Origin of the sequence: Nocardia sp. CA-135398 (assembly GCF_050955845.1) — a bacterium.
In the GTDB taxonomy this organism is placed as follows: Bacteria; Actinomycetota; Actinomycetes; order Mycobacteriales; family Mycobacteriaceae; genus Nocardia.
On sequence record NZ_CP192084.1, the window covers coordinates 6,688,387 to 6,708,848 of the forward strand.

Here is a 20,462-nt window from a genome sequence, read left to right on the forward strand (position 1 = left end):
GCCGTGGTGGCACACTGCGGCTCATGGATGACGTCTCGCCCAAGGACCCGACGAACCCCACCATCGCCTGCGGAACCCGGACACGCAACCAGCACGACGCCCACAGTCGAGCTGGCCGCTTCGCCGCCGCTCTCGTCGCCGACGGTATCAATCGCGGAGACCGCGTCGCGGTCATGCTGCGCAACGACATCGAGTTCCTGGAGACCTCTCTCGCCATCGCGGCATGCGGAGCGAATCCGGTCCCGATCAACACCCGGTGGCAGGCGCCAGAGGTCGCCCACGTTCTCACCGACAGCAGCGCGCGAGTCATCATCGCCCACACCGAGTTCATCGACACGATCGAACGGGCAATCGCCCGATCCGGCGTCGAAGCGCACGTGATCGAAGTCGCCATGCCGGTCGAACTCCTCGATGAAGCGGGCCTGGACCGGGCGCTCGCACAGCCGACACACCGCCACCGCACCCTCGAGGAGCGGATCGGGGATCACCTCGAACCTCTGGGCTACCTCGAGGGAGCCATCGCGGATTCGATGGGGCTGATCTACACCTCCGGAACCACCGGCACACCCAAAGGCGTTCTCCGCGAACGCATGACACCGCATCAACTGCTATCCATCGCGGGCGGCACCGCCAACCGCATGGGACTCGCGCCCGGCGGGCGGATGCTCGTGGCCGGTCCGCTGTATCACACCAGCCCGAACGCGGTCGCGGTGCTCGCGCTGCGGATGGGCACCAACATCACGATCATGCCGCGTTGGGACAGCGAGCGATTCCTCCAACTCGTCGACGAACACCGCATAACCCAGGCCAAAGTAGTCCCAACAATGCTCTCCAGGCTCCTGTCACTTCCTCCCGAAATCCGTAGCCGCTATGACGTTTCCAGCCTCACCCATGTGATCCACTCCGCCGCCCCCTGCCCGCCGTCGGTCAAACGCGCCGCGATCGAATGGTTCGGCGATGCCCTCATCGAGTTCTACGGCTGTACCGAAGCGGGCACCATCACCTGGATCACCGCCTCCGAATGGCTCGCACACCCCGGCAGTGTCGGCCGTGGTGCCGACGGCTCCGCCGCCGTGGTCGTCAATGACGACCGAACCCCCTGTGCCCCAGGAGAAATCGGGCAAGTGTTCGTCCGGGGAGCCGACTACTGGCCGAGTTTCACCTACCTCAACCAGGACGCCGCATCGGCGGGCTCGGTCCCCGGATTCATCACCGTCGGCGACACCGGATACCTCGACCACGACGGCTACCTGTACCTCACCGGCCGCTCGAGCGAAATCATCATCTCCGGCGGCGTCAACATCTACCCCGCCGAAATCGAAGCAGCCATCGCCGCGGTCGACGGTGTCGAGGACGTCGCTGTCTTTGCCATCCCCCACCACGGAGACCTCGGCGAATCCGTTGCCGCCCATATCGTCCCACGACCTGGCACCCAGCTCACCGAAGAGCACATCCGGGCGGCCTTGGCCGGACAGATCGCCAATTACAAAATCCCGGCCGAAATCCGCATCGTCAGCACGCTGCCGCGTGACGATTCGGGCAAGGTGTACAAACGGCAACTGCAAGCCCAGTACCAGAGAGAACAAAGCCCGACGTAGGCGCACCATCACGGTGCGCGCCCTGTCCGCCCGACCGACGATGTGCGCGCAGCGCTGCTGTTACCGGTGACTCCGATTCCAGCTGGAGCGATCAGCGCACCCTCGGGGTCACCGGGGTGCTCGACCACATAGCCACGCACCTCGTCGCGGACACCACCAACATCCCAGTCGGCTTTACGCAGCAGTCGCTGCAGTGCCGTGGCTCGGAACGACAGAACCGGTCCCCGACCCGCGCCATCAACGAATCCAGTTCGGCCACCAGCCGATCCAACACCACCCGACGGGTCTACCAGCACTAATTCACGCGAGTGACGTTGCGGCACTAAGCGTCAAGCGCGCCGCGAGAAGGTGATGTGGGTGACGCCACTGGGCGTCGAAACCATCTCGACGTCGTACGCGTCCTCCAGGGACTCCAGGCCGTCCCAGAGCCGGACACCACGGCCGAGCAGAATCGGGACCTGCACAACATGCAGCTGGTCGACGAGACCCGCTCGCAGGAAGTCACGGACGACGGTAGGCCCGCCACCGATGCGAACATCCTGGCCCCCGGAGGCGTCGCGGGCGACCGCCAGCGCCTCGGCGGGCGACGCGTCGAGGAAATGGAAGGTGGTGCCGCCCTCCATCTCGATCGACGGACGCGGGCGGTGCGTGAGCACATAGGTCGGCGTGTGGAACGGGGGGTTGGGACCCCACCAGCCCTTCCACTCGGCATCGTCCTGCCAGCCCGGCGGACCGAACTTGCCCGCTCCCATGATCTCGGCGCCGATTCCGGGGAGGAACCGTTCGGCGAACGTGTTGTCCGTGCCGGTGCTGCCGCCCGGAGTGCCGAACATCCGATTGCCGAACTGGGTGGCAAACATCCACTCGTGTAGCCGTTCGCCCGCATGACCGAACGGCGCGTCGGGCGCTTGGCCTTCACCGGTGGCGAAGCCGTCGAGTGAGACAGAAAAGTTGTGGATCCGGACGAGGGACATCAGACACTCCGATCGGTCAAGTGGTTGCACTTCGCAATCACTGGTGGAAACCATATACGGTAGTGCTTGCTAATTGCAACCACTTCTTCCACTCGCGAGGTGTTGCCGATGGTCCCCCAGCCACGATCCAGCTGTCCGATCAACGCTGCCGTCGAAGTTCGCACTCCCCGATCGCCATCCGGCGAGCATCATCAGGTCTTGTTCCTGGCCGCCGCTGTCGAGCCAGGAGTGTGCGAAGAAGTGTCGGAGCTGATGCGGATGCAAGCGTTCTATTCCGCGGCGTCACAACGACGTTCGAGCATCTGCCGGATGCCGGAATCCGTCATAGAACCGCGGTATCCGAGCCACAGGTCCGGGTTGTCGTTCTTCGCGCCGGGATGCTTAGCCCGGACACGGAGGTACCTCCGCAGCGCTGTTCGGGTCTTGTCGCCGAACGGGCACGTCCGCGGCCGACCGCCCTTGCCGATCACAAGCAGGCTCGACCGGTCCCGCGCCGGAAAAAGTACCGCAGCTTTCTGTTTGTCGTGCTCAGCAGCGGAGTGCCCGACGTAGCAACGCTGGCCTTGTGTGGCGACAAAGGCCGCCCCGGCGGACGACTCGACGCACGAGCCCTGTCGCGTAACCACCTTGCCAACCGCAGCTTCCGTACCCAACCCAGCCACGCACCCAACTGTTTCTGTGGGATGCAACGGCGTCGCGTCCAGTGGTGCCGGGGCGACGCGCACGGCGACGCTGTTGTTCAACAGTGCTGGCGGCTGCGACATTGCGGCGTCGCGGTGCAACACCATTGCTATCGTTCGTTGCGGTCATCGCTCGAACTCCCAGTCCTGATCGAGGTCGAATCTGGTTCGGTAGGCGAGAATTTCGCGTTGGTGTCGCGGGCAGTCCGTCGCGTGGCCGGTCTCGTTGTCGGCCGGGTGGCCTTCATAGGGGCCGCGGTCGGTCACGCGTTCGTCGCACGAGGTGCACGTCCAAGAGCGTGGTGTTGCAGTGAACGGCGTGTGTTGCCTTGTGACGGAACAGATGTGCCAGCGCCGTGGAGTCGTTACCGCCGGAGAACAGCACACACACAACGCCGCGATCCGACGTCCACCCAAGTGAGCCGAGACCGCTACTTGAACGATCTGCTCAGCCTGTTCGATCAGGCGACGCACGCGGATTTCCCGCTGAGACCGCGTCAGTCTGGCCACATCACCGATCGGCGTCGGTGCGGCCATCCCGGGGTGAACGGGGTCGCCATCGGCATCCTGGATTTCAGAGAGAACCGGATCAGATAGTTGACAGCTGGCAGCGCCAGCATCCTTGAAATTGCGGAGCGACATGTGCGTTCACCCGGCCGCAGTGGGGCGGCGGACCGGGCCTGATTGCGGCATCTGACCCCAGATGCGACCGTCGAGTTCGCGGCCGAGTTGTTTGGGGTGGCGGGCACCCCACTGCCCAGTTGACTGCACCACGAATGCACCGTGGGCAACGGTCGGGACTGATCTCCCACTAAGTCCTGACCATTGACAACCGGCAGAAATGATCGTTGAAATAGTCCAACGATGATCGAGCCTGACCCCCAACTCGAAGAGGAACTCAACGCCGCTCACAGCCTCTATCCGATCGGCGACCATGTGACCGGAGTGGTCACACTGATTCCGCGACCCGGCACCATCGGACTGTTCGTCGACTTGGGCCATCCACCCACCGGATTCGTCGACATCCTGAATCTGCCGTTTTCCGCCGACCAATGGCCAGCCGTCGGCACAGTGACCGAGTTCGAGGTCCTCCAGCACACACACGGCCAGGTTCGCCTCTGGCCTCTCGATCCCGCCTTCCGATCGAGCACAACAAGGTTCCCCGTCATGAGCGAGTCCGAATGGTGCGCCGCCAAGAACCGCCACCCCGTCGGCTCCGCAGTCACCGCCGAGATCACCGACGTCTTCCCCAGCAACCGCGAATACTCCGTCGCATTCGATGGCCTCTGGTCCAGCCTGTCCTGGTCGGGCACACCCCCCGTCGTCGGCACCACCGCACAGTTCACCGTCGACCGATATCTCGACGCGACCCGAAGAATTCGGCTGCGCAGCGCCTGACAAACCCAGCACCTCGTCATGGCTTGTGCCAGTCAGGGTGCAGAGAAGTTTGAAAAACAGTGCGGTGTCGGTGGTTTGGCACTGGTCACGAATGCCGCGCACGGCCTGCTGATCGTCGGCGACAGGCCTCAGGTTACATCGACAGGCCGGTGATGGATTAGGTGATTCGCAATCGCATTGTTCAGTGTCGGCACACGCTCTAGAGGAACCGCCGCATCATCTGCCCGAATTCGGCAGCGTCGGCCGGTTCAGTTCGGGCCGGCCGGGACGGTCATCGCGACTTCGGTGCTGAACGGGAGGCAGCCCGGCGCGTTCTTCTCGACCGACTCCATGGATACACCACCTGCCACGAGCAGGACTTTGTCTCTCTGCGAATACATCATGGTTATCTCGCGCAGGACCTGACGCGCGCAGCCATCACCCTGTCGGCCGAAGGATATTCACGATGCGTAGTTGTCGCCTGCCGGTAGCGTCGGTGGGAAGCCGAACGCGGTGACCAGGGCGGGGTCGCCGAATGCGGTGATATGTGAGATGCCTCCCGCGGTCACGGTGAGCACGGCGATGCCGTACGGCAGGTAGGCGCCATCGCCGCCGCGATAGTACGCGGCGACCGCGGGCTGACCGTTCGCGCTGGTCGGCAGCATCCGCCAGTGGCCGGGCGAGCCCAGCACATGCGATGCCATGTAGGGCATGCAGAACTTGATACCGGAGTACCAGGTGCGCAGTGGCGGGGCCTCCAGCATCGCGTCCTTGCGCAACAGTTTCTCCAACGCCGCGGCGTCCGCGTTCTGAAAGGCGGCGATGTACTGCTCCAACAGCTCGCGATAGTCCGGCTCGATGTCCTCGGCGATATCGTCGGCCATGGGAGCGACCTCACGAAGGCGAGCACGCGCCCGCTGCAACGTGCTTTTGACCGCGGCCTGCGACATGTCGAGTATTTCCGCGACCTCGGTTGCGGGGAAAGCCAGCACTTCGCGCAGGATCAGCACGGCGCGCTGGCGTGAAGGCAGGTATTGCAGACCGGCGATGAGGGCGAGACGGACGCTGTCGCGAGCGGCCACGATCGAGGCGGGGTCGGCGGTGTCGGAACCGACGCGGGCGTCGGGGATCGGTCCCAGCCATGCGACGGTGGGATCCGCGGAGTTCGGCGGGGCGGACGGATCATCCGATGGCGCACCCAACCCTGAGGGCAGGACTCGTCGGCTGTGGTGTTGCCGGGCGGTCAGACACGTGTTGGTGGCGATGCGGTAGAGCCATGTCCGCACCGACGATCGCGCCTCGAACGAGTCGAACGAGCGCCATGCGCGCACATAGGTCTCTTGCACCGCGTCCTCGGCGTCGACCATGGAGCCGAGCATCCGGTAGCAATGCACCAGGAGCTCCCGACGGTAGGGCTCGGCACGACGGACGAAATCGTCGTCGCTCAGGGCGGTCTCGATCGAAGCGGGCATCCGTCATCCCCTCGCGGCGTCAGGATGTCGAGGATATCCGACCGATTCCTTTCGCGGACGCGCCGAGTCTGCCTTTCCGACGGTGCCGAGTGGCCCGTCGGAACCGAAGGAGCAACATCATGCGCAAGTTGAGTGTGTCGACCCTGGTGAGCCTGGACGGCGTCATCCAGGACCCGGGCGGGTTCGGTGAGACCGAATACGGCGGCTGGGCGAACCCGTTCTTCACCCCGGACGCACAGCGGAACGCGCTGGACCATCTGCGGGCCGCCGACTACTTCCTCGTCGGTCGTCTCACCTACGAACTGCTCCACAAGACCTGGGCAGACATCAAAGGCAGCGAATACCTGGACCGGATGAACGAAATCCCGAAGCTGGTGGCCTCCACCACGCTGACCGGGCCGCTGCCATGGAACGCGACCGCGATCAACGGGGACGTGGTCGCCGAGATCACCCGGCTCAAAGCGGAATCCGGCGGCGACATCGAGGTGTACGGCAGCGCGACATTGGTGCAGACTTTGCTGCGGCACAACCTGATCGACGAATTCCGGATCGCGGTGCACCCGATCGTGCTCGGTGGCGGAACCCCACTGTTCCCGCAGGGCGGCGTCAGCGCGACGCTGCGACTCACCGACACCCACACACTGGACTCCGGCGTGGTCAGCCTGACCTACGCGCGGCTCTGACCATCCCAAGCACGCTCGCCCTTGTCGGCGCTTTCGGGCTGTCAACAGTAACCGTCAACGCGTGTCCACCACCTGGGGAGTGTGACCCGTTCCATGGAATCGTATCGGGTTGCCAACGGGATCATCTTGCGGCCCTTGGTAAGTCGCCGGATGATGCAGGCGATGACGTGGAACAGCTGCGCCGACATCGGGATGACACGTTCCCGATAGGTTTTGGACGGCGCGATCACCAGAAGGGCTATGACCTCGCCGTTGGGGCGTTGATACTGGCGGATGCTCAGCTGCGACAGTTCTAGCAGTTCCTCGCAGCGCAGACCGCTATGGCGGAAAGTCTCGATGACCGCCCACTCCCAGAACGCGGCGTCTTCTTTGAGGCTGAGGTCGATCGCCTTGCCGGTGTGTTCGGCGCGGACGCGGATGTTCGCTTCGCCGTGGCGCGCTATGCGGGCACGGCGAGCCTGGGTGAACAAGCGGCGGTAGGTGCTGCCGTCGAGGGCCATCAGCTGGTCCGGTTCGGCTGTGGTGGCGTGGTCGAGCAGTTGACGCCAGTGCTGGTCGGGCACGGCACCGAACACCGCCGCGATGTCCTCCGCCGCGTAATCGGCAGCGAAACGCCGTTCCTGCCGTGGGCGGACATAGTGCTCGGCGAGCTTGTCGTGCAACTCCTCCACCCGCGACTGGAGGTAGACCTCGGTGGTGGACAGGTGCCGATGCCGCATCACGGTCTGCACTTCCGGCAGCGTCAACGCCGGATCCGAGGCCATCCGCGCCGCCGCAGTGAGAGGGCTATTTGTGGGGCGGGCGGGGCTCGAACCCGCGACCAATGGATTATGAGTCCACGGCTCTAACCGACTGAGCTACCGCCCCGTGTGCGTTGGGGATGGTACCGGGTGGGGTGGGGTGGGCACCACTCGGATAGGGGTGGCGTGGTGCAGCAGGGTGGGGGTGCGGGGTGGTTAGGGTGGGGGTGTAATCCGGGAACTGGCTGGAGGGTGGGCTGTGGCGAGTTTGTTCGCGAATGTGCTGAAGGTGCATCAGTGGGTTTATGAGCACAGTGGTGGGGTGGTTGGGCATCGGGCGCTGTTCGGGAATCCGACGTTGTTGTTGCGGACGGTGGGGCGCAAAACGGGGCAGGCGCGGACGTCGGCGCTGACGTACGGGCGGGATGGGGCGGATTATTTGGTGACCGCGTCGAATGGTGGGTCGCCGCGGCCACCGGGGTGGTTGGCGAATGTGAAGGCTGAGCCGGAGTGTGAGATTCAGGTCGGGCGGCGCAAACTGGCGGTGATCGCGCGGGCGACGTTGCCCGACGATCCGGATTATGCGCGGCGCTGGGCGATCGTCGACAAGGCCAACAAGGGGCGCTACAGCGCGTACCAGAAGATGACCAAGCGACCGATCGCGGTGGTGGTGTTGACTCCGGTCAGCTGAGGTCAGTCGCTCTCCCAGCCCTCGTAGTCGTCGTCGATATCGCCACGGTCCCAAGCGGACTCGTCGCGCGGCGGGCGGCTGGCCCACTGCACGATGAGAGCGACGAGACCGAGGACGACGAGGACGACGACAACGATAATCAGCGTTTCCACGCGGGGCACCCTAGCGCCCCGAAGGGGTTACCTGCAGGTATGTGTGACAAGTTGCCACGCAAGACCGTTCATATTGTGAGAAGTGTGCGTCCGACGGCGGTTCGCGATTCTATTGCCACATGTGCGCGATCGGCCTGCTCGAGCGGGAAAGACTGGCCGATAACGACTTCCAGCCGTCCTGATGCCGCCTCGGCGAGCGAACGTGCGGTCAAGGCGAGCCAATCGATATCACCCGTTCCGGTCAGGTCGAAGAGTCCGAGCACGTCGATTCCGCGCGCTGCCACCGCTTCTCGATCGAAGTCGGCGAATTGCCCTGCGGCAGCGCCATATCCGATGAAACGCCCGCCGTCGGCTGCGGCTTCGAGCGCGCCCGCGCCCAATGCGCCACCCGCGCCGTCGAATACGACATGGGCCCCGACCCCACCGGTCGCGGCACGCGCTTTCGCCGACCAGTCGGACTCGGAGTAGTCGATGACCGCATTTGCGCCGAGTCGTGCCGCGAGCTCCAATTTGGCGCTGCCCCGCGCCGCGGCAACCACATTCGCTCCGGCGGCCCGGGCGAGCTGGGTCAGCAAGGTGCCCAATCCCCCACCCGCCGCGGTGATGAGCACCCATTCGCCGGGCTGGATCGCGGCTCGATCGAAGACGGCGAGCGCGGTCTTGCCGTCGTGCGCCAGCGCCACCGCCGCCGACAGGCTCAGCTCTTCAGGCACCGCGACCAGGGTTTCCGCCTTGGCAAGTGCTTGCTCCGCGTAGCCGCCGATCGGCTGGCCACCGCCGATGCCGCTCGCGGCGGTATCGGTGACAACCCGTTTGCCGATCCAACTCGGGTCGACATCCGGACCGACTGCAGTAACCACCCCAGCGACCGCACCACCGGGCACATACGGCGGTTCGAGCTGGAAAAACTCGGTGCCCCAACCACTTCGGAGCTGGACATCCAGGAACATGACATCGGCGGCCGCGACGTCGACGACGACCTGCCCTTCTCCGGCAACCGGTTCCGGCACCTCACGCACCGAAAGAACCTCGGGCCCACCGAATTCCGTAGCGTGCACAGCGCGCATGACAACCTCCATCAATTCCTGACTCGATCCGACATGGACCAGCCTGGAACCTGAATCAGGGTTGAGGTCAAGCCGAGGCGGCCGATTACGCTCAGCGCAGAACTCGGAATAGAAGCAACCCCCGAGCCCCCACGCGCGCGGAGAGCACAAGGGCGCAGCGTGCACTGTCAGGAACCGCCGCCTCCACCGCAACCGCTACCCCCGCCCCCGCAACCCCCCGAACTCCCGGAATCATTGCCGCCGTCTCCCGCATCCCAGGACGAAGAACTGGTCCCTCCGATCCATCCGAACCCGCGCCGCGCCCGCCGACTCGGCAGGTTGCTCACCAACAGCACGAACCCGGCGATCCCACCCATGATGAGGACCGTGATCAGCAAGACAAGCAGCAGAGCGAGCATTCAGGACCCGCCACCACCACAGCTGCTCCCGCCACCACAACTGCTCCCCCCACCGCCGCAACTACTCCCGCCGCCACAGCTACTACTCCCGCCACCACAGCTACTCCCCCCACCACAACTGCCGCCGCTGCCACCATCGTGCCCATGCCCATGCCCGTGCCCATGCCCGTGATCATGACCGTGACCGTGCCCATGACCCCCACCACTACCCGGATCGAACCCCGTCCCCGAATCGAACCCAGCGGCCCCGAAAACCCACGGTGAGTCACTGGAGCCCCCGAACTCCCGCTGCGCACGCGAGAACGCGTTGTTGGTCGCCCGCGTGATCAGATACACGACCAGTGCCGTGATGCCACCACCGACCAGAAGGATGATCAGCAGTACAACGAAGAAAACCGCCATTCCGAAATGGTATAGGCCCGCCCCCACACTGAACCCACGAAAAGCAACGCCTCCCCGAACAATCACCCATTCGCCGTAGAGTGAATCGTGGCTTTCTTACGGAACCGTCCCCAGCGCCGAATCGACCTGCACGAGGTCGACCGGGTGGTAGCCGCACTCGAATTTCCCGACGCGGTTTTCAAAACCAGCCCCTGGCAGCCGCGGGAACTGGTGGAGACCGGCCTGCGGCAGTGGCTGCGCTGCTGTGGCGCGGCCATGCGTGACGGTCAGGTCATCGGTATGCCGTCTCATGCGGTGGATGAGGCCTGGCACGGATTCATTCTGTGCACGGAGATGTACGCCGCGTTCTGCACTGCGGCATACGGCAGGTTCCTCCATCATTTTCCGGAAGGCGTTGCGACAAAAGGTATTTCGCACGGGTCCATGGGTGAACAACTCGGCCGCACCGTGGTCGCTTGGTCGATGGTCGCAAAGCCCGGCGAAGCGTGCGTGCTGTGGGATCTGGACAGCAAGGTGGGCGTCGAACAACCGTGGGGCATCGGCGCCGAGCGAGTCACGGCCATCGAGGCCGAACTCGCAGGCACACCTCAGCAGCTCAGGTGAGCTTCACCCGCGCGGCGAAGAACCGCACCACCGCCGGGGCAAACTTGTTGAGCTGGTACTGCAGCCGCGCCTCCGGAGTGACCGGCACGATACTGCGATCACGTTCGACCGCGCGCACGATCTGCGCCGCCACCTTCTCCGGCCCGTAGCGCCGGGCCTGGTACAGCTTGTCGTACCGCTGCTGCTTGCGCTGCTCCTCCTCCGCGCTGACACCCGAAAACCTTGTTGTGGCAACGATATTGGTGTGCACAATGCCGGGGCAGATGGTGTGCACCGAAATGCCGCGCCCGGCCAGTTCCGCACGCAGGCAGTCGGAGAACATGAATACCGCCGACTTACTGGTGGAGTATGCGCTGAACCCCTGCTGCGGACTGTAGGCCGCCATGCTGGACAGGTTGACGATATGCCCGCCGAGGCCGCGCTCGGCCATCGCCGGACCGAAGGCGCGGCAGCCATTGACCACGCCGCCGAGATTGATCCGCATGACCCGATCGAACTCCGCCGACGGCGTATCGAAGAACCCACCGGCCTGCCCGATTCCGGCATTGTTGATCAGAATGTCGGGTACGCCGTGCGCGGCGAGTACGTCCACCGCGTGCAGGTGCACCGCTTCCTCGTCGGAGACATCGAGCTGATAAGCATGCGCAACACCGCCTTCCGCGGCGATCAGCTCACCCGTCTCCTTGGCCGCATCCAGATTGATGTCCGACAGCACGATTTCCGCACCGAGCCGGGCGAACGCCAGGCTCGTTTCGCGACCGATGCCGCTGCCGCCACCGGTGATCACCACGAGCTGATCTTCGAACGACCTTCGGGCGCGCCCGATTTCGGCACGACGCAGGCCGCGCGGCGCCGCACCGCCGTTGACCGCGTCGATGAGCTCGGTGGTCGCGGTGGCGAGCAATTCCGGATGCGAGAACGGCAGCCAATGTCCGGCGGGTACATCGCGGCGCCACAGCCGCGAAACCCATTTGCGCTCATCGTCATAGCCCGCTGGACGCACCGCGACATCGCGACCGGCGACGATCAACTGCACCGGCACCTCGGTGCGGCGCTCGCGCGGGGCGAGCAGTCGCGGCAGGATATTGGCACGGTAGATGAGCAGGCCTTCGACGGCGTCGCGCCGGAACGTCGGGCCGAGAACGATATTCGACGGCGTGGTGTCGTTCATGATCGAAACGATGCGCTGCCAACGTTTTTCGTGCGCGACGAGCCGGAACACCTGATTGAGCCCCGGCGTCATGGAGAAGACCGTGTATCCCGAGGACAGCGCCTGGGTGAGCGGCTGCCACAGATTGCTCGGCGTCGGCCGGGACAGCCTGGCGCGCACCCACTTCGCGAGATGGTCCAGGTTCGGCCCGGAAACCGAGGTGAACGAGGCGACCCGCTCTGCTGCCCGCGGTTCGCACACCGCCTCCCACACCTGGACCGAACCCCAGTCGTGCGCGAGGACGTGCACCGGCCGATCCGGGCTGACCGCGTCGGCGACGGCGAAGAAATCACCGGACAGCGCATCCAGGCGGAAGTCTCGAGCACGCCGGGTGCGGGTGGATTCCCCGTGACCGCGGGTGTCGTAGGTGACGACGTGGAAGCGCTCGGTCAGCAGCGGCACCACCGCATTCCAGAGATGGTGGGTATCCGGCCAACCATGCACCAGCACAATGGTTTCCGCGCTCGGATCGCCGTATTCGAAGACGGCGATATCGAATTCGCCGCTGCGCACGATCCGCCGCGTCGCGGTCGAGTCCAGGTCGGTCGTCATTGCCGTATCTCCTCGCGATTCCTACTCACAGGTCCAATACCAATCGCCCACCGCGCGAACGCGAGACGCAGACGAGCATGTCCCCCGCCTCGTGATCGGCGGCGGTGAGCACGCTCTCGCGATGCTCGGGTTCACCGGACAGCACCCGCACTTTGCAGGTCCGGCAGAAGCCCTGCCGACACGAATACGGCCGATCCGGGCGACTCCGCAGAATCGTTGCGAGCGCCGACTCATCCGAGGGCACCTCGACAACTTCACCGGTGGAAGCGAATTCGATCTCGAATGCCACACCGTCCACGATCGGTGGCGGCGAAAATCGCTCGGAATGCAGTTCGACGCCAGGCATTTCGCGCACCACGTCCGCGACGGCGGTGGTCATCGGCACCGGACCGCAGCAGTACACAGCGGTATCGGAGGCGACCCCCGCGAGTAGCGTTGCGGCGTCGGGCAATCCGTGTTCGTCGTCGGTGCGGACGGTGACCCGATCCCCGAATCCCGCGACCTCGTCCAGAAACGGAATCGCGTCGCGGTTACGCCCGGTGTACACCATCGACCAGTCGATCCCGAGCCGCAGCGCCAGCCGCGCCATCGGCAGAATCGGTGTGATCCCGATCCCGCCCGCGATGAAATGCAAACGCGCGGCGGGCGATCCGTGACCGGGCACCGCGAACGGAAACGCATTGCGCGGGCCGCGGACCACAATGCGCGATCCGACCGGCAGTTCGTCGTGCACCTCCACCGAGCCGCCGCCACCATCCGGAATGCGACGCACCGCAACCCGATACGCCCGGGTATCGGCCGGATCGCCGCACAGCGAGTACTGCCGCAACCGACCCGACGGCAACTCCAGATCGAGATGCGCGCCCGGTCGCCACGGCGGAAGTTCGCGCGCGTCCGGAGATTCCAGCCGGAGGCTGACCACATCCTGGTCGTGCGCCTCGATGCGTCGACCGGTCACGACCAGCGACAGTCGGTGGTCATCGGCGCGCGGTGACAGATCACGGCGGTTGATGATCGTGGTCCACCGCAGCCGCGCCGAGGCGACCGCGTCGAGTACCCGCACCGCCCGATCCTGCTCGCGCTTGCCGAACAGATCGGCTGGCCGCTGCTCGGGCATCGGCCGCCAGTTCAAGACGCAACCGCCTGGGCCGCAGGCGATTTCGCCAAGTACGCCACCGCCTGTGCGGTCGAACCGACGGATGCCGGGTTATAGCCCGGCTTGAACGTCGTCAACGCACTCCACAGCAGCGAGGGCACCCCGGGCAGCGCACCGCGCCACATCGAGCCGAGAACCCGCGTGATCAGGCGCGGATAACCCAGGTCGGGCAGCGCGGGATCCTGGTGGACCATGAATTTGGTGCCGCGCACCACCAGTGTGATGAAGATCGGGAAGACGATCGTCATGATCGCAGCTCGCCGCACATAGCCCGCGCCGAAGTAGACGGCCACATCGTGGGCGACATGCCGGTGCTCGACCTCCTCGGCTCCGTGCCAGCGGAACAGGTCGGCAACTCTCGGGTCGGCGCCGAACTTTTCCAAATCGGCATTGAGCACCCAATCGCCGAGGTAGGCGAAGAAATGTTCCAGGCAGGCGATGAATGCCAGCCGCTCCACCATGACCTGCCGCTGCGCGACACCATCGACATCCTTGGGCCCCAGCGACTTGCGGAACAGGTATTCCGCCTGCCGAACATACGGTTCCGGATCGATGCCGTTGGCGGCGAGCACTTCGTGCAGCACCTTGTCGTGCGTCTCGGCATGCATGGATTCCTGACCGATGAAGCCGAGCATGGCCTCGCGCAGTTTCTCGTCCTTGACGTGCGGCAGCGCTTCGGAATACGCGGCGCAGAACATTCGCTCGCCCTCGGGCAGCAACAGGTTCAACGCATTGATCAGATGCGAGGCGATGGGTTCCTCGGGCATCCAGCGCAAGGGAGTATCCGCCCAGTCGAACCGCACATTGCGCGCATTGAGGGCGACCTCACCGGGATCGGCGTCGAACCTCCGCTGTGCCCTACGAAGTAGCTTCATCGATACTCCTCGATCTCACCCGCCGCGCCTCAGCCCGAAGCCGCGACATTGCGTACCTTCCTTCATGGCCGTAGCAATGAGCATACACGTATATGAAACCCTCAGTTACACACACGCGCCACCAGCGCGAATGCGGCCCGGAAATCCCGCTGGACAATAGAGCGCTCCACTGTGACCGATATCCCCGCGATCCGGCAGTAAACTAGAACACGTTCTAGTAGTCTTTGGCTATGGAGCGACTCACCGGATTGGATGCCAGCTTCCTGTATCTCGAGACCGGGACTCAGCACCTGCACGTATGTGCACTGCTGATCCTGGATCCCGCCGCAGGGGGCGCGCACTACACCTTCGAAAAATTCAAAGCAGAACTCGGCCGCAGGCTGCCGCTGATCCCGCAGATGCGGCGGCGAATCCACGAGGTGCCGTTCAATCTCGACCATCCGGTCTGGGTTGAAGATCCGGATTTCGACCTGGACCACCACGTCCGACGCATCGAAACGCCGCACCCATTGGAACGCCGGGAACTCGCGGACCTGGTCGGCGAGATCGCCAGTGTGCCGATGGATCGCAGCCGTCCGCTGTGGGAAATGAGTGTGGTGGAGCACCTGGCGGACGGCAAACTGGCGGTGATCTGCAAGTACCACCACGCCGCCGTGGACGGCATCACCGGCGCCAACATGATGATGCATCTGTGCGATCTGGAGCCCGGACTCAGCGAGCCCGAACCGGCCGAGGAATGGCAGCCCGAGCCGCAGCCGAGTGACTTGAAGCTGGCGGCCGAGGCGGTGCTGAACCTGCCCAACAAACTCGGCCTGGTCGGCATGGTGCCGAAAACCCTTGGCATGGTTGCCGGTTTCGCGCAGCGACGCCGAAACAGCCAGGCGGGCATGGCCTTACCGTTGACCGCACCACGAACGCCGTTCAACGGCGCGATCAGCCCGGATCGTGTGGTGGCCTGTGCCGAGACCGAGCTCGCCGCGATCAAGGAAATCAAGGCCGCATTCGATGTGAAAATCAACGATGTCGTCCTCACCATCGTGGCGGGCGTGCTGCGCACCTATCTGGAGAAGCACGACGAGCTGCCGGACAAATCCCTGATCGCCTCGGTGCCGGTGTCGGTGCACGATGCTTCCCGGCACACCGCGGGCATCAATAAGGTCTCCACGCTGTTCTCCCAGCTCGGCACCGATATCGCCGATCCGGTGGAGCGACTGCGGCAGGTGGCCGAGGCCAACCGCGAGGCCAAGCAGGAACATGAATTCGTCGGCGCGGATTTCTTGATGGACTGGTCGAAGTACGCTCCGCCGAACACTTTTCAGCTGGCCGCGCGCGTCTACTCCTCGCTGAAACTGGCCGAGCTGCATCCGGTGGTACACAACCTGGTGGTGTCGAATGTGCCGGGCCCACCGATGCCGTTGTATTTCCTCGGCCTTCAGGTCGAGGCCATGTATCCGTTCGGGCCGGTTTTCCACGGCGCGGGACTGACCGTCACCGTGCTGTCCAATAACGGTGACCTGGACTTCGGGTTCATCGCCTGCCGGGAGCTGGTACCCGATCTGCAAGCGATCGCCGATGCGGTCCCCGACGTTGTCGATGAATTGCTGACCGCGGCACGCGATCTGGGCTAATGCCCACCGCTGCCCTGTTCGCCATCGCCGCCGGACAGGGCCGCATTCGAAGTCTTACTGCCTTGCGGCAACGGCGGCGCAGGCATCCAGCAATACCGGCACGAAGCGGTCGGCCTCGAGCACACAGGATGCGTGACCTGCCTTGACCAGATGAATGCTCGCACTGGGAATCATGGTCGCCATCTCCAATTGCCGATAGACGGGAATCGCACGGTCCCGCGTCGTGATCACGACGGCGGTCGGCATCCGCAGCGTGGAAAGCCAAGCGGTCGCATCGAATCGGCCGACCTCGGCGATGACCTGAGCCATGGCCCAACCGCTGCTGCTGCGAAATTCGGTGAGCGCCCAGCGATTCAGCTGTCCCGGGGCCCAGGTGTACTCCGGCAATTCCGGTAGCCGACCCACAAACTCCGCGGCACGACGGTACGAATAGGGGCCGATGGCTCCGGCCAATGTGCCGAAGGCGAGGTGAAATGCGCGCTCGCGCAACTTCTCCTGGAACCGATACGGTGTCGCGCACAGCACCAGGCCACTCACCCGATCCGAATGCCGGTGTGCGGCAAGCAATGCCACCACGCCGCCGAGGGAGTACCCGGCAAGGATCGCCTGCTCGACGCCCAGTGCGTCCGCCACCGCGACGACATCGTCGGCACAGTCCTGCACCGAGAACCGCTCCGATCGGATGCCACGGCCGTGCCAGCGCTGATCGAACACGATCACTCGATAATTCTTCGCCAGCGCGTCGAGCGCCGGGAACCAGGTCAGGTAGCCCGTGCAGGCGGTGGCATGCAGCAGGATCAGGGTCGGTGCGCCCTCGGGGCCCGGAATATCGACGACGTAGGTGCGCCCGCGCCCCGGCAGCTCGACGAGCCGTCCGCCGGGCACCTCCGCGATATCGGGCACCCCCGAACGCCGGGAGAACCGTCGCAGGGCCACCACCGCGGGATTCGGATTCGTCATCACCAGCCTCCTCACGGTCCTACTAGAACACGTTCTACATCGATGATGCCATAGGACCGGTTCAAGCGAGAGCGCGGACGATGTATTCGGCGATGCAGGCGGGCTTATCGCCGCCCTCGCGTTCGATGGTCGCCTGGATGACGCACGCCGAGATCCGCACCCGCTGCGATACCCAGTGATTCCATGCTGAAGACGGTCGGCTCACTCATAGATCGCACAGTCGTGCCGAGTTCCACTGGTCGATACCGAGGCGAGATTCGACCGGCAACTATCTGTAACGTGTTTCAACAAGTCGACGGGATCGAGAGGAGGCCGCGATGGGGCGGTTGACCGGCAAGGTGGCACTGATCAGTGGCGGGGCACGGGGCATGGGCGCCGCGCACGCGCGGGCACTGGCGGCCGAGGACGCGCGGGTGGTGCTCGGCGATATCCTCGACGAGGAGGGCGCGGCACTGGCCAAGGAAATCGGCGACAATGCCGCCTACGTCCACCTCGACGTGCGCGAAAAGCAACAGTGGCAGGATGCGGTCGCCGAGGCCGTGCAGCGCTTCGGTGCGCTGAATGTCCTGGTGAACAATGCCGGGATCGTCAATGGCAACCTGCTCGTCGACTTCGAATTGTCCGAGTGGCAGAAGATCATCGATATCAATCTGACCGGTACCTTCCTCGGCATGCAGGCCGCCACACCGGCGATGATCGAGGCGGGCGGCGGGTCGGTCGTCAATATTTCCTCGGTCGAAGGTATGCGCGGCAGCCCCGGCCTGCACGGGTACACCGCAACCAAATTCGCGGTCCGCGGACTCACCAAATCGACCGCACTCGAGTTGGCGCAGTACGGAATTCGAGTGAATTCGATACATCCGGGGCTGATCCGCACCCCGATGACCGAGGGCATTCCGGAGGACTTTTTGCAGATCCCACTCGGGCGCGCCGCCGATCCCTCCGAGGTATCCGCCCTGGTGACCTATCTGGCCAGCGACGAATCGTCCTATTCAACCGGGGCGGAATTCGTCATCGATGGCGGCCTGACCGTAGGAGTGCCACACAAGACGTTCTCCTGATCGCAGGCAACAGCGACCCGCGGCGGACCGGTGGCGCAGCCACAGTGGCGGCCAGACCGACTGTGCCGAGGTGGCATGGCTCGACGGCGTCACCGACGGAGTTCAACCGCCCCGCCTGAGCTAGGCAGATCCGAACACCACAAAGCGGTCCCGCGCGACGAAACCATGACGTCGAGGCGGGGCCGTTGCAGTGTGGTTGACGGAAGGCCATCCCGCACAAACGGCACGCAGCCGGTTGAGAGCCCAGATAGCTGTGGGCTTCATTCATCCTGGAGAAGTAACCGAAAGGACCGATGGGCGGGCGTTAGTGGTCTGAGGGCACGAAAGTCCTTCTCGTCCACCGTAAGGAGGTCGTTGGTGAGGTAGCGCTCGGCGAGTACCACATTGACAGCGTCGGCGAGGTCCAGGCGGAGCCCTCGATACTGTTCGATGATCTTCTGCGCTACTCGCAGATCATCATGGTCGACCGCCGGAACGAGTACCGCGCCCTCCTCGGCCGAGGTGAGCAGGTCGTCGAGGACGAGATCGGCGATACGACGGTCCTTGCCGAACCTCGCGATCAGCAGATGATCGATCTCGTCGAGCACCAGCGGTGATACGACGGCCACCGAGGTGGCCAGGAAATCTCTTGCGCGGGTGTGCAACTCGGCGGCACGATCGTAGGCGGCGATGATGGCCGAGGTGTCGGCGATGAAGAAGCTCACTTCCCGTAGGCCTCGCCGAGCAGTTCTGCACTGTCGGCGGCGAAGTTCGGATCACCGGAGTCGAACGATGGCCATGGCCGACTGCGGCGCACCTGGTGCGCGCGGAGCAGCACGAGGGCGATTCCCTCCCGGATCAGGTCGGCTTCCGATCGCCCGGACTCCTCCGCTGCCTTCTTGAGACGCGCAGCCTGCTCAGCTTCGAGATACACGCTGGTCTTGGTCTTCATAGCATGTAGGGTACAACGTAGGGTACTGTCCGCGCATCCGTGCAGCCGGATCGCGCGGCGCGAGGCGGCACTACGCAGGACCACCAATTCGCCGCGTCACCCGACGCAAGCGCGAGGCCGTGGAAGATCGTTGGTAGAGGCAAACGGGTCCGGGCGAACCGGTCGCCCGGCCGGCCCGCCGCTAATCGTGCGCAGATCCAGTTCGATGAACTTGCGCAGATTCCGCGCTCAGCAGCTCGACTACCCCCGGCGTCCAGCCATGCAACCGGCGGCAGCGCCGATCCCGCCGGACGGTCGCCACCAACCAGATGTTACGGAAGTCATACCGCACAACACTCCACCTAATTTAATATGAGACTCATACGATATGATTCTCGAATAGATGGAGATGTCATGATCCTTGTCACCGGAGCCACCGGAACCGTCGGCCGTCCGCTCGTCGAACTGCTTGCCGCACAAGGGGTTCAGGTACGAGCCGTCACCCGGTCCCCCGAAAGTGCCGCGCTGCCCGCCGGTGTCGAGGTGGTGGGCGGTGATCCTGCCTGGCCGGACACCCTCGCCGATGCTCTCGACGGTGCGTCCGCGGCATTCCTGCATCCGCGTGCCGTGGGTGATGCGGCCTTCGAATTCGCGGAACTGGCTGGTAAGCGTGGCGTGCGCCGACTTGTCGCCCTCTCGGCCATCAATATCGACGACCCGCTCGGCGCACAGCCGTCACGCTTCCGCGGCGATCGGAACAGGGAGGCCGAGAGCGCGGTGGTCGACAGTGGTCTGGAGTGGGTGAGCCTGCGCGCCAGCAGCTTTGCGATCAATGTAGTGCAGAGCGGATGGAATGCCCAGATTCGCGCGGGTGATGTGGTGCGCGGACCCTATGCCGAATTCGCCGAGAGTCCGCTGCACGAGGGCGATATCGCGGCGGTCGCGGCGCATGCCTTCCTGACCGATGAGCTGCTTGGCCGACGGGTGGAACTGACCGGGCCCCAATCACTTACGCACACCGATATGGTTCGGATCATCGGCGAGGTCGTCGGTAGGACGTTGCGCTACGAGGAAGTCCCCGCCGCAGTGGTGCGGCAAGGCATGGTGGCGCGCGGCTTTCCCGAGGATTTCGTGGACGCCCTGCTGACCCGGTACGCCGATGGCGTCGGCCAACCCGCACCCGTCACCAACGGCGTCGAGAAAATACTCGGCCGCACAAGAACTTTCGCCGAGTGGGCCGCCGATCACGCTGCCGCCTTCCGGAATTGAGCGA

General features: G+C 64.7%; 23 protein-coding genes, 1 tRNA gene and 1 pseudogene. 8 read left to right on the forward strand and 17 right to left on the reverse strand.

Features of this window, described 5'->3' with window-relative positions:
* The first annotated feature begins 23 nt into the window (after nt 1-23).
* Nucleotides 24-1,598, forward strand: coding sequence for an AMP-binding protein (locus tag ACQP1T_RS29660; RefSeq protein ID WP_433756328.1), 1,575 nt, complete (start codon nt 24-26; stop codon nt 1,596-1,598).
* A gap of 89 nt (nt 1,599-1,687) precedes the next feature.
* Here the strand turns inward: ACQP1T_RS29660 and ACQP1T_RS29665 are convergent.
* The 5 genes and pseudogenes from ACQP1T_RS29665 to ACQP1T_RS29685 all read right to left on the reverse strand — a co-directional run.
* Nucleotides 1,688-1,875 (reverse strand): annotated as a pseudogene (locus tag ACQP1T_RS29665) (IS701 family transposase); the annotation flags it as partial.
* A gap of 52 nt (nt 1,876-1,927) precedes the next feature.
* Complete coding sequence (locus tag ACQP1T_RS29670) at nt 1,928-2,572, reverse strand: dihydrofolate reductase family protein (RefSeq protein WP_433756329.1); 645 nt, start codon at nt 2,570-2,572, stop codon at nt 1,928-1,930.
* Nucleotides 2,573-2,841: 269 nt separating this feature from the next.
* Nucleotides 2,842-3,360 (reverse strand): hypothetical protein, encoded by a 519-nt coding sequence (locus tag ACQP1T_RS29675; protein WP_433756330.1) that lies wholly within the window; start codon nt 3,358-3,360, stop codon nt 2,842-2,844.
* Nucleotides 3,361-3,378: 18 nt separating this feature from the next.
* The gene (locus ACQP1T_RS29680; protein WP_433756331.1) at nt 3,379-3,894 is read right to left on the reverse strand and encodes a hypothetical protein; all 516 of its coding nucleotides are present in this window, start codon (nt 3,892-3,894) and stop codon (nt 3,379-3,381) included.
* A gap of 6 nt (nt 3,895-3,900) precedes the next feature.
* Nucleotides 3,901-4,026, reverse strand: a complete 126-nt coding sequence (locus tag ACQP1T_RS29685; RefSeq protein ID WP_433756332.1) for a hypothetical protein — start codon at nt 4,024-4,026, stop codon at nt 3,901-3,903.
* Between the two features lie 90 nt (nt 4,027-4,116).
* On the opposite strand from ACQP1T_RS29685, the gene ACQP1T_RS29690 reads away from it, so the two are divergent.
* Nucleotides 4,117-4,650: a hypothetical protein gene (locus tag ACQP1T_RS29690; RefSeq protein ID WP_433756333.1), complete on the forward strand. Its 534-nt coding sequence runs from the start codon at nt 4,117-4,119 to the stop codon at nt 4,648-4,650.
* 440 nt (nt 4,651-5,090) lie between these two features.
* On the opposite strand, the gene ACQP1T_RS29695 is transcribed toward ACQP1T_RS29690, so the two are convergent.
* Entirely contained in the window at nt 5,091-6,101 is a 1,011-nt protein-coding gene (locus ACQP1T_RS29695; RefSeq protein ID WP_433756334.1) for a sigma-70 family RNA polymerase sigma factor, read from the reverse strand.
* A 119-nt stretch (nt 6,102-6,220) separates the two neighbouring features.
* Between ACQP1T_RS29695 and ACQP1T_RS29700 the strand changes: the two genes are divergently transcribed.
* Nucleotides 6,221-6,784 carry a dihydrofolate reductase family protein gene (locus ACQP1T_RS29700; RefSeq protein WP_433756335.1) on the forward strand — a complete coding sequence of 188 codons (564 nt, stop codon included), beginning with the start codon at nt 6,221-6,223 and terminating at the stop codon, nt 6,782-6,784.
* 41 nt (nt 6,785-6,825) lie between these two features.
* Here the strand turns inward: ACQP1T_RS29700 and ACQP1T_RS29705 are convergent, their stop codons facing one another.
* Both ACQP1T_RS29705 and ACQP1T_RS29710 read right to left on the reverse strand, forming a co-directional pair.
* Nucleotides 6,826-7,548, reverse strand: a complete 723-nt coding sequence (locus ACQP1T_RS29705; RefSeq protein WP_433756336.1) for a hypothetical protein — start codon at nt 7,546-7,548, stop codon at nt 6,826-6,828.
* A 29-nt stretch (nt 7,549-7,577) separates the two neighbouring features.
* Nucleotides 7,578-7,651: transfer RNA gene (locus ACQP1T_RS29710), tRNA-Ile, on the reverse strand.
* Nucleotides 7,652-7,783: 132 nt separating this feature from the next.
* Between ACQP1T_RS29710 and ACQP1T_RS29715 the strand changes: the two genes are divergently transcribed.
* Nucleotides 7,784-8,215, forward strand: coding sequence for a nitroreductase family deazaflavin-dependent oxidoreductase (locus ACQP1T_RS29715; RefSeq protein WP_433756337.1), 432 nt, complete (start codon nt 7,784-7,786; stop codon nt 8,213-8,215).
* Between the two features lie 2 nt (nt 8,216-8,217).
* Here the strand turns inward: ACQP1T_RS29715 and ACQP1T_RS29720 are convergent, their stop codons facing one another.
* Together ACQP1T_RS29720 and ACQP1T_RS29725 are read right to left on the reverse strand one after the other, a co-directional pair.
* A complete protein-coding gene (locus tag ACQP1T_RS29720) occupies nt 8,218-8,367 on the reverse strand; it encodes a hypothetical protein (protein ID WP_433756338.1) in 150 nt (49 codons plus the stop codon).
* Between the two features lie 68 nt (nt 8,368-8,435).
* Nucleotides 8,436-9,434: a zinc-binding dehydrogenase gene (locus ACQP1T_RS29725; RefSeq protein ID WP_433756339.1), complete on the reverse strand. Its 999-nt coding sequence runs from the start codon at nt 9,432-9,434 to the stop codon at nt 8,436-8,438.
* Between the two features lie 887 nt (nt 9,435-10,321).
* Here ACQP1T_RS29725 and ACQP1T_RS29730 point away from each other — a divergent pair.
* Nucleotides 10,322-10,837 (forward strand): hypothetical protein, encoded by a 516-nt coding sequence (locus tag ACQP1T_RS29730; protein ID WP_433756340.1) that lies wholly within the window; start codon nt 10,322-10,324, stop codon nt 10,835-10,837.
* Here ACQP1T_RS29730 and ACQP1T_RS29735 read toward each other — a convergent pair.
* Genes ACQP1T_RS29735 through ACQP1T_RS29745 form a run of 3 tightly spaced genes read right to left on the reverse strand, consistent with a single transcriptional unit; the run spans nt 10,830 to nt 14,630 of the window.
* Nucleotides 10,830-12,599, reverse strand: coding sequence for an SDR family oxidoreductase (locus ACQP1T_RS29735; RefSeq protein ID WP_433756341.1), 1,770 nt, complete (start codon nt 12,597-12,599; stop codon nt 10,830-10,832). The two genes, ACQP1T_RS29730 and ACQP1T_RS29735, sit on opposite strands and share 8 nt — an antisense overlap.
* 25 nt (nt 12,600-12,624) lie before the next feature.
* A complete protein-coding gene (locus ACQP1T_RS29740) occupies nt 12,625-13,716 on the reverse strand; it encodes a PDR/VanB family oxidoreductase (protein ID WP_433756342.1) in 1,092 nt (363 codons plus the stop codon).
* 11 nt (nt 13,717-13,727) lie between these two features.
* A complete protein-coding gene (locus ACQP1T_RS29745; RefSeq protein WP_433756343.1) occupies nt 13,728-14,630 on the reverse strand; it encodes a metal-dependent hydrolase in 903 nt (300 codons plus the stop codon).
* 230 nt (nt 14,631-14,860) lie between these two features.
* Between ACQP1T_RS29745 and ACQP1T_RS29750 the strand changes: the two genes are divergently transcribed.
* The gene (locus ACQP1T_RS29750) at nt 14,861-16,258 is read left to right on the forward strand and encodes a WS/DGAT/MGAT family O-acyltransferase (RefSeq protein WP_433756344.1); all 1,398 of its coding nucleotides are present in this window, start codon (nt 14,861-14,863) and stop codon (nt 16,256-16,258) included.
* A gap of 54 nt (nt 16,259-16,312) precedes the next feature.
* Here ACQP1T_RS29750 and ACQP1T_RS29755 read toward each other — a convergent pair whose 3' ends face one another.
* Nucleotides 16,313-17,218 carry an alpha/beta fold hydrolase gene (locus tag ACQP1T_RS29755; protein WP_433756345.1) on the reverse strand — a complete coding sequence of 302 codons (906 nt, stop codon included), beginning with the start codon at nt 17,216-17,218 and terminating at the stop codon, nt 16,313-16,315.
* A 61-nt stretch (nt 17,219-17,279) separates the two neighbouring features.
* Nucleotides 17,280-17,423 carry a hypothetical protein gene (locus tag ACQP1T_RS29760; protein ID WP_433756346.1) on the reverse strand — a complete coding sequence of 48 codons (144 nt, stop codon included), beginning with the start codon at nt 17,421-17,423 and terminating at the stop codon, nt 17,280-17,282.
* A 112-nt stretch (nt 17,424-17,535) separates the two neighbouring features.
* Here ACQP1T_RS29760 and ACQP1T_RS29765 point away from each other — a divergent pair, with 112 nt between their 5' ends.
* Entirely contained in the window at nt 17,536-18,279 is a 744-nt protein-coding gene (locus ACQP1T_RS29765) for a glucose 1-dehydrogenase (RefSeq protein WP_433756347.1), read from the forward strand.
* A 260-nt stretch (nt 18,280-18,539) separates the two neighbouring features.
* Here ACQP1T_RS29765 and ACQP1T_RS29770 read toward each other — a convergent pair whose 3' ends face one another.
* Both ACQP1T_RS29770 and ACQP1T_RS29775 read right to left on the reverse strand, forming a co-directional pair.
* Nucleotides 18,540-18,983, reverse strand: coding sequence for a PIN domain-containing protein (locus ACQP1T_RS29770; RefSeq protein ID WP_433756348.1), 444 nt, complete (start codon nt 18,981-18,983; stop codon nt 18,540-18,542).
* Complete coding sequence (locus tag ACQP1T_RS29775; RefSeq protein WP_433756349.1) at nt 18,980-19,210, reverse strand: CopG family transcriptional regulator; 231 nt, start codon at nt 19,208-19,210, stop codon at nt 18,980-18,982. The genes ACQP1T_RS29770 and ACQP1T_RS29775 overlap by 4 nt, the downstream gene beginning before the upstream one ends.
* Before the next feature lie 393 nt (nt 19,211-19,603).
* Between ACQP1T_RS29775 and ACQP1T_RS29780 the strand changes: the two genes are divergently transcribed.
* The gene (locus ACQP1T_RS29780; protein ID WP_433756350.1) at nt 19,604-20,458 is read left to right on the forward strand and encodes an SDR family oxidoreductase; all 855 of its coding nucleotides are present in this window, start codon (nt 19,604-19,606) and stop codon (nt 20,456-20,458) included.
* Nucleotides 20,459-20,462: the final 4 nt, after the last annotated feature.

Excerpts from the sequence above, each read along its gene's own strand:
- ACQP1T_RS29725 (WP_433756339.1), bottom strand. The coding sequence starts at position 9,434 with ATGCGCGCTGTGCACGCTACGGAATTCGGTGGGCCCGAGGTTCTTTCG.
- ACQP1T_RS29775 (WP_433756349.1), bottom strand. The coding sequence starts at position 19,210 with ATGAAGACCAAGACCAGCGTGTATCTCGAAGCTGAGCAGGCTGCGCGT.
- ACQP1T_RS29755 (WP_433756345.1), bottom strand. The coding sequence starts at position 17,218 with ATGACGAATCCGAATCCCGCGGTGGTGGCCCTGCGACGGTTCTCCCGG.
- ACQP1T_RS29690 (WP_433756333.1), top strand. The coding sequence starts at position 4,117 with ATGATCGAGCCTGACCCCCAACTCGAAGAGGAACTCAACGCCGCTCAC.
- ACQP1T_RS29765 (WP_433756347.1), top strand. The coding sequence starts at position 17,536 with ATGGGGCGGTTGACCGGCAAGGTGGCACTGATCAGTGGCGGGGCACGG.
- ACQP1T_RS29660 (WP_433756328.1), top strand. The coding sequence starts at position 24 with ATGGATGACGTCTCGCCCAAGGACCCGACGAACCCCACCATCGCCTGC.
- ACQP1T_RS29750 (WP_433756344.1), top strand. The coding sequence starts at position 14,861 with ATGGAGCGACTCACCGGATTGGATGCCAGCTTCCTGTATCTCGAGACC.
- ACQP1T_RS29705 (WP_433756336.1), bottom strand. The coding sequence starts at position 7,548 with ATGGCCTCGGATCCGGCGTTGACGCTGCCGGAAGTGCAGACCGTGATG.
- ACQP1T_RS29675 (WP_433756330.1), bottom strand. The coding sequence starts at position 3,360 with ATGGTGTTGCACCGCGACGCCGCAATGTCGCAGCCGCCAGCACTGTTG.
- ACQP1T_RS29670 (WP_433756329.1), bottom strand. The coding sequence starts at position 2,572 with ATGTCCCTCGTCCGGATCCACAACTTTTCTGTCTCACTCGACGGCTTC.
- ACQP1T_RS29695 (WP_433756334.1), bottom strand. The coding sequence starts at position 6,101 with ATGCCCGCTTCGATCGAGACCGCCCTGAGCGACGACGATTTCGTCCGT.
- ACQP1T_RS29780 (WP_433756350.1), top strand. The coding sequence starts at position 19,604 with ATGATCCTTGTCACCGGAGCCACCGGAACCGTCGGCCGTCCGCTCGTC.
- ACQP1T_RS29700 (WP_433756335.1), top strand. The coding sequence starts at position 6,221 with ATGCGCAAGTTGAGTGTGTCGACCCTGGTGAGCCTGGACGGCGTCATC.
- ACQP1T_RS29735 (WP_433756341.1), bottom strand. The coding sequence starts at position 12,599 with ATGACGACCGACCTGGACTCGACCGCGACGCGGCGGATCGTGCGCAGC.
- ACQP1T_RS29745 (WP_433756343.1), bottom strand. The coding sequence starts at position 14,630 with ATGAAGCTACTTCGTAGGGCACAGCGGAGGTTCGACGCCGATCCCGGT.
- ACQP1T_RS29740 (WP_433756342.1), bottom strand. The coding sequence starts at position 13,716 with ATGCCCGAGCAGCGGCCAGCCGATCTGTTCGGCAAGCGCGAGCAGGAT.
- ACQP1T_RS29680 (WP_433756331.1), bottom strand. The coding sequence starts at position 3,894 with ATGTCGCTCCGCAATTTCAAGGATGCTGGCGCTGCCAGCTGTCAACTA.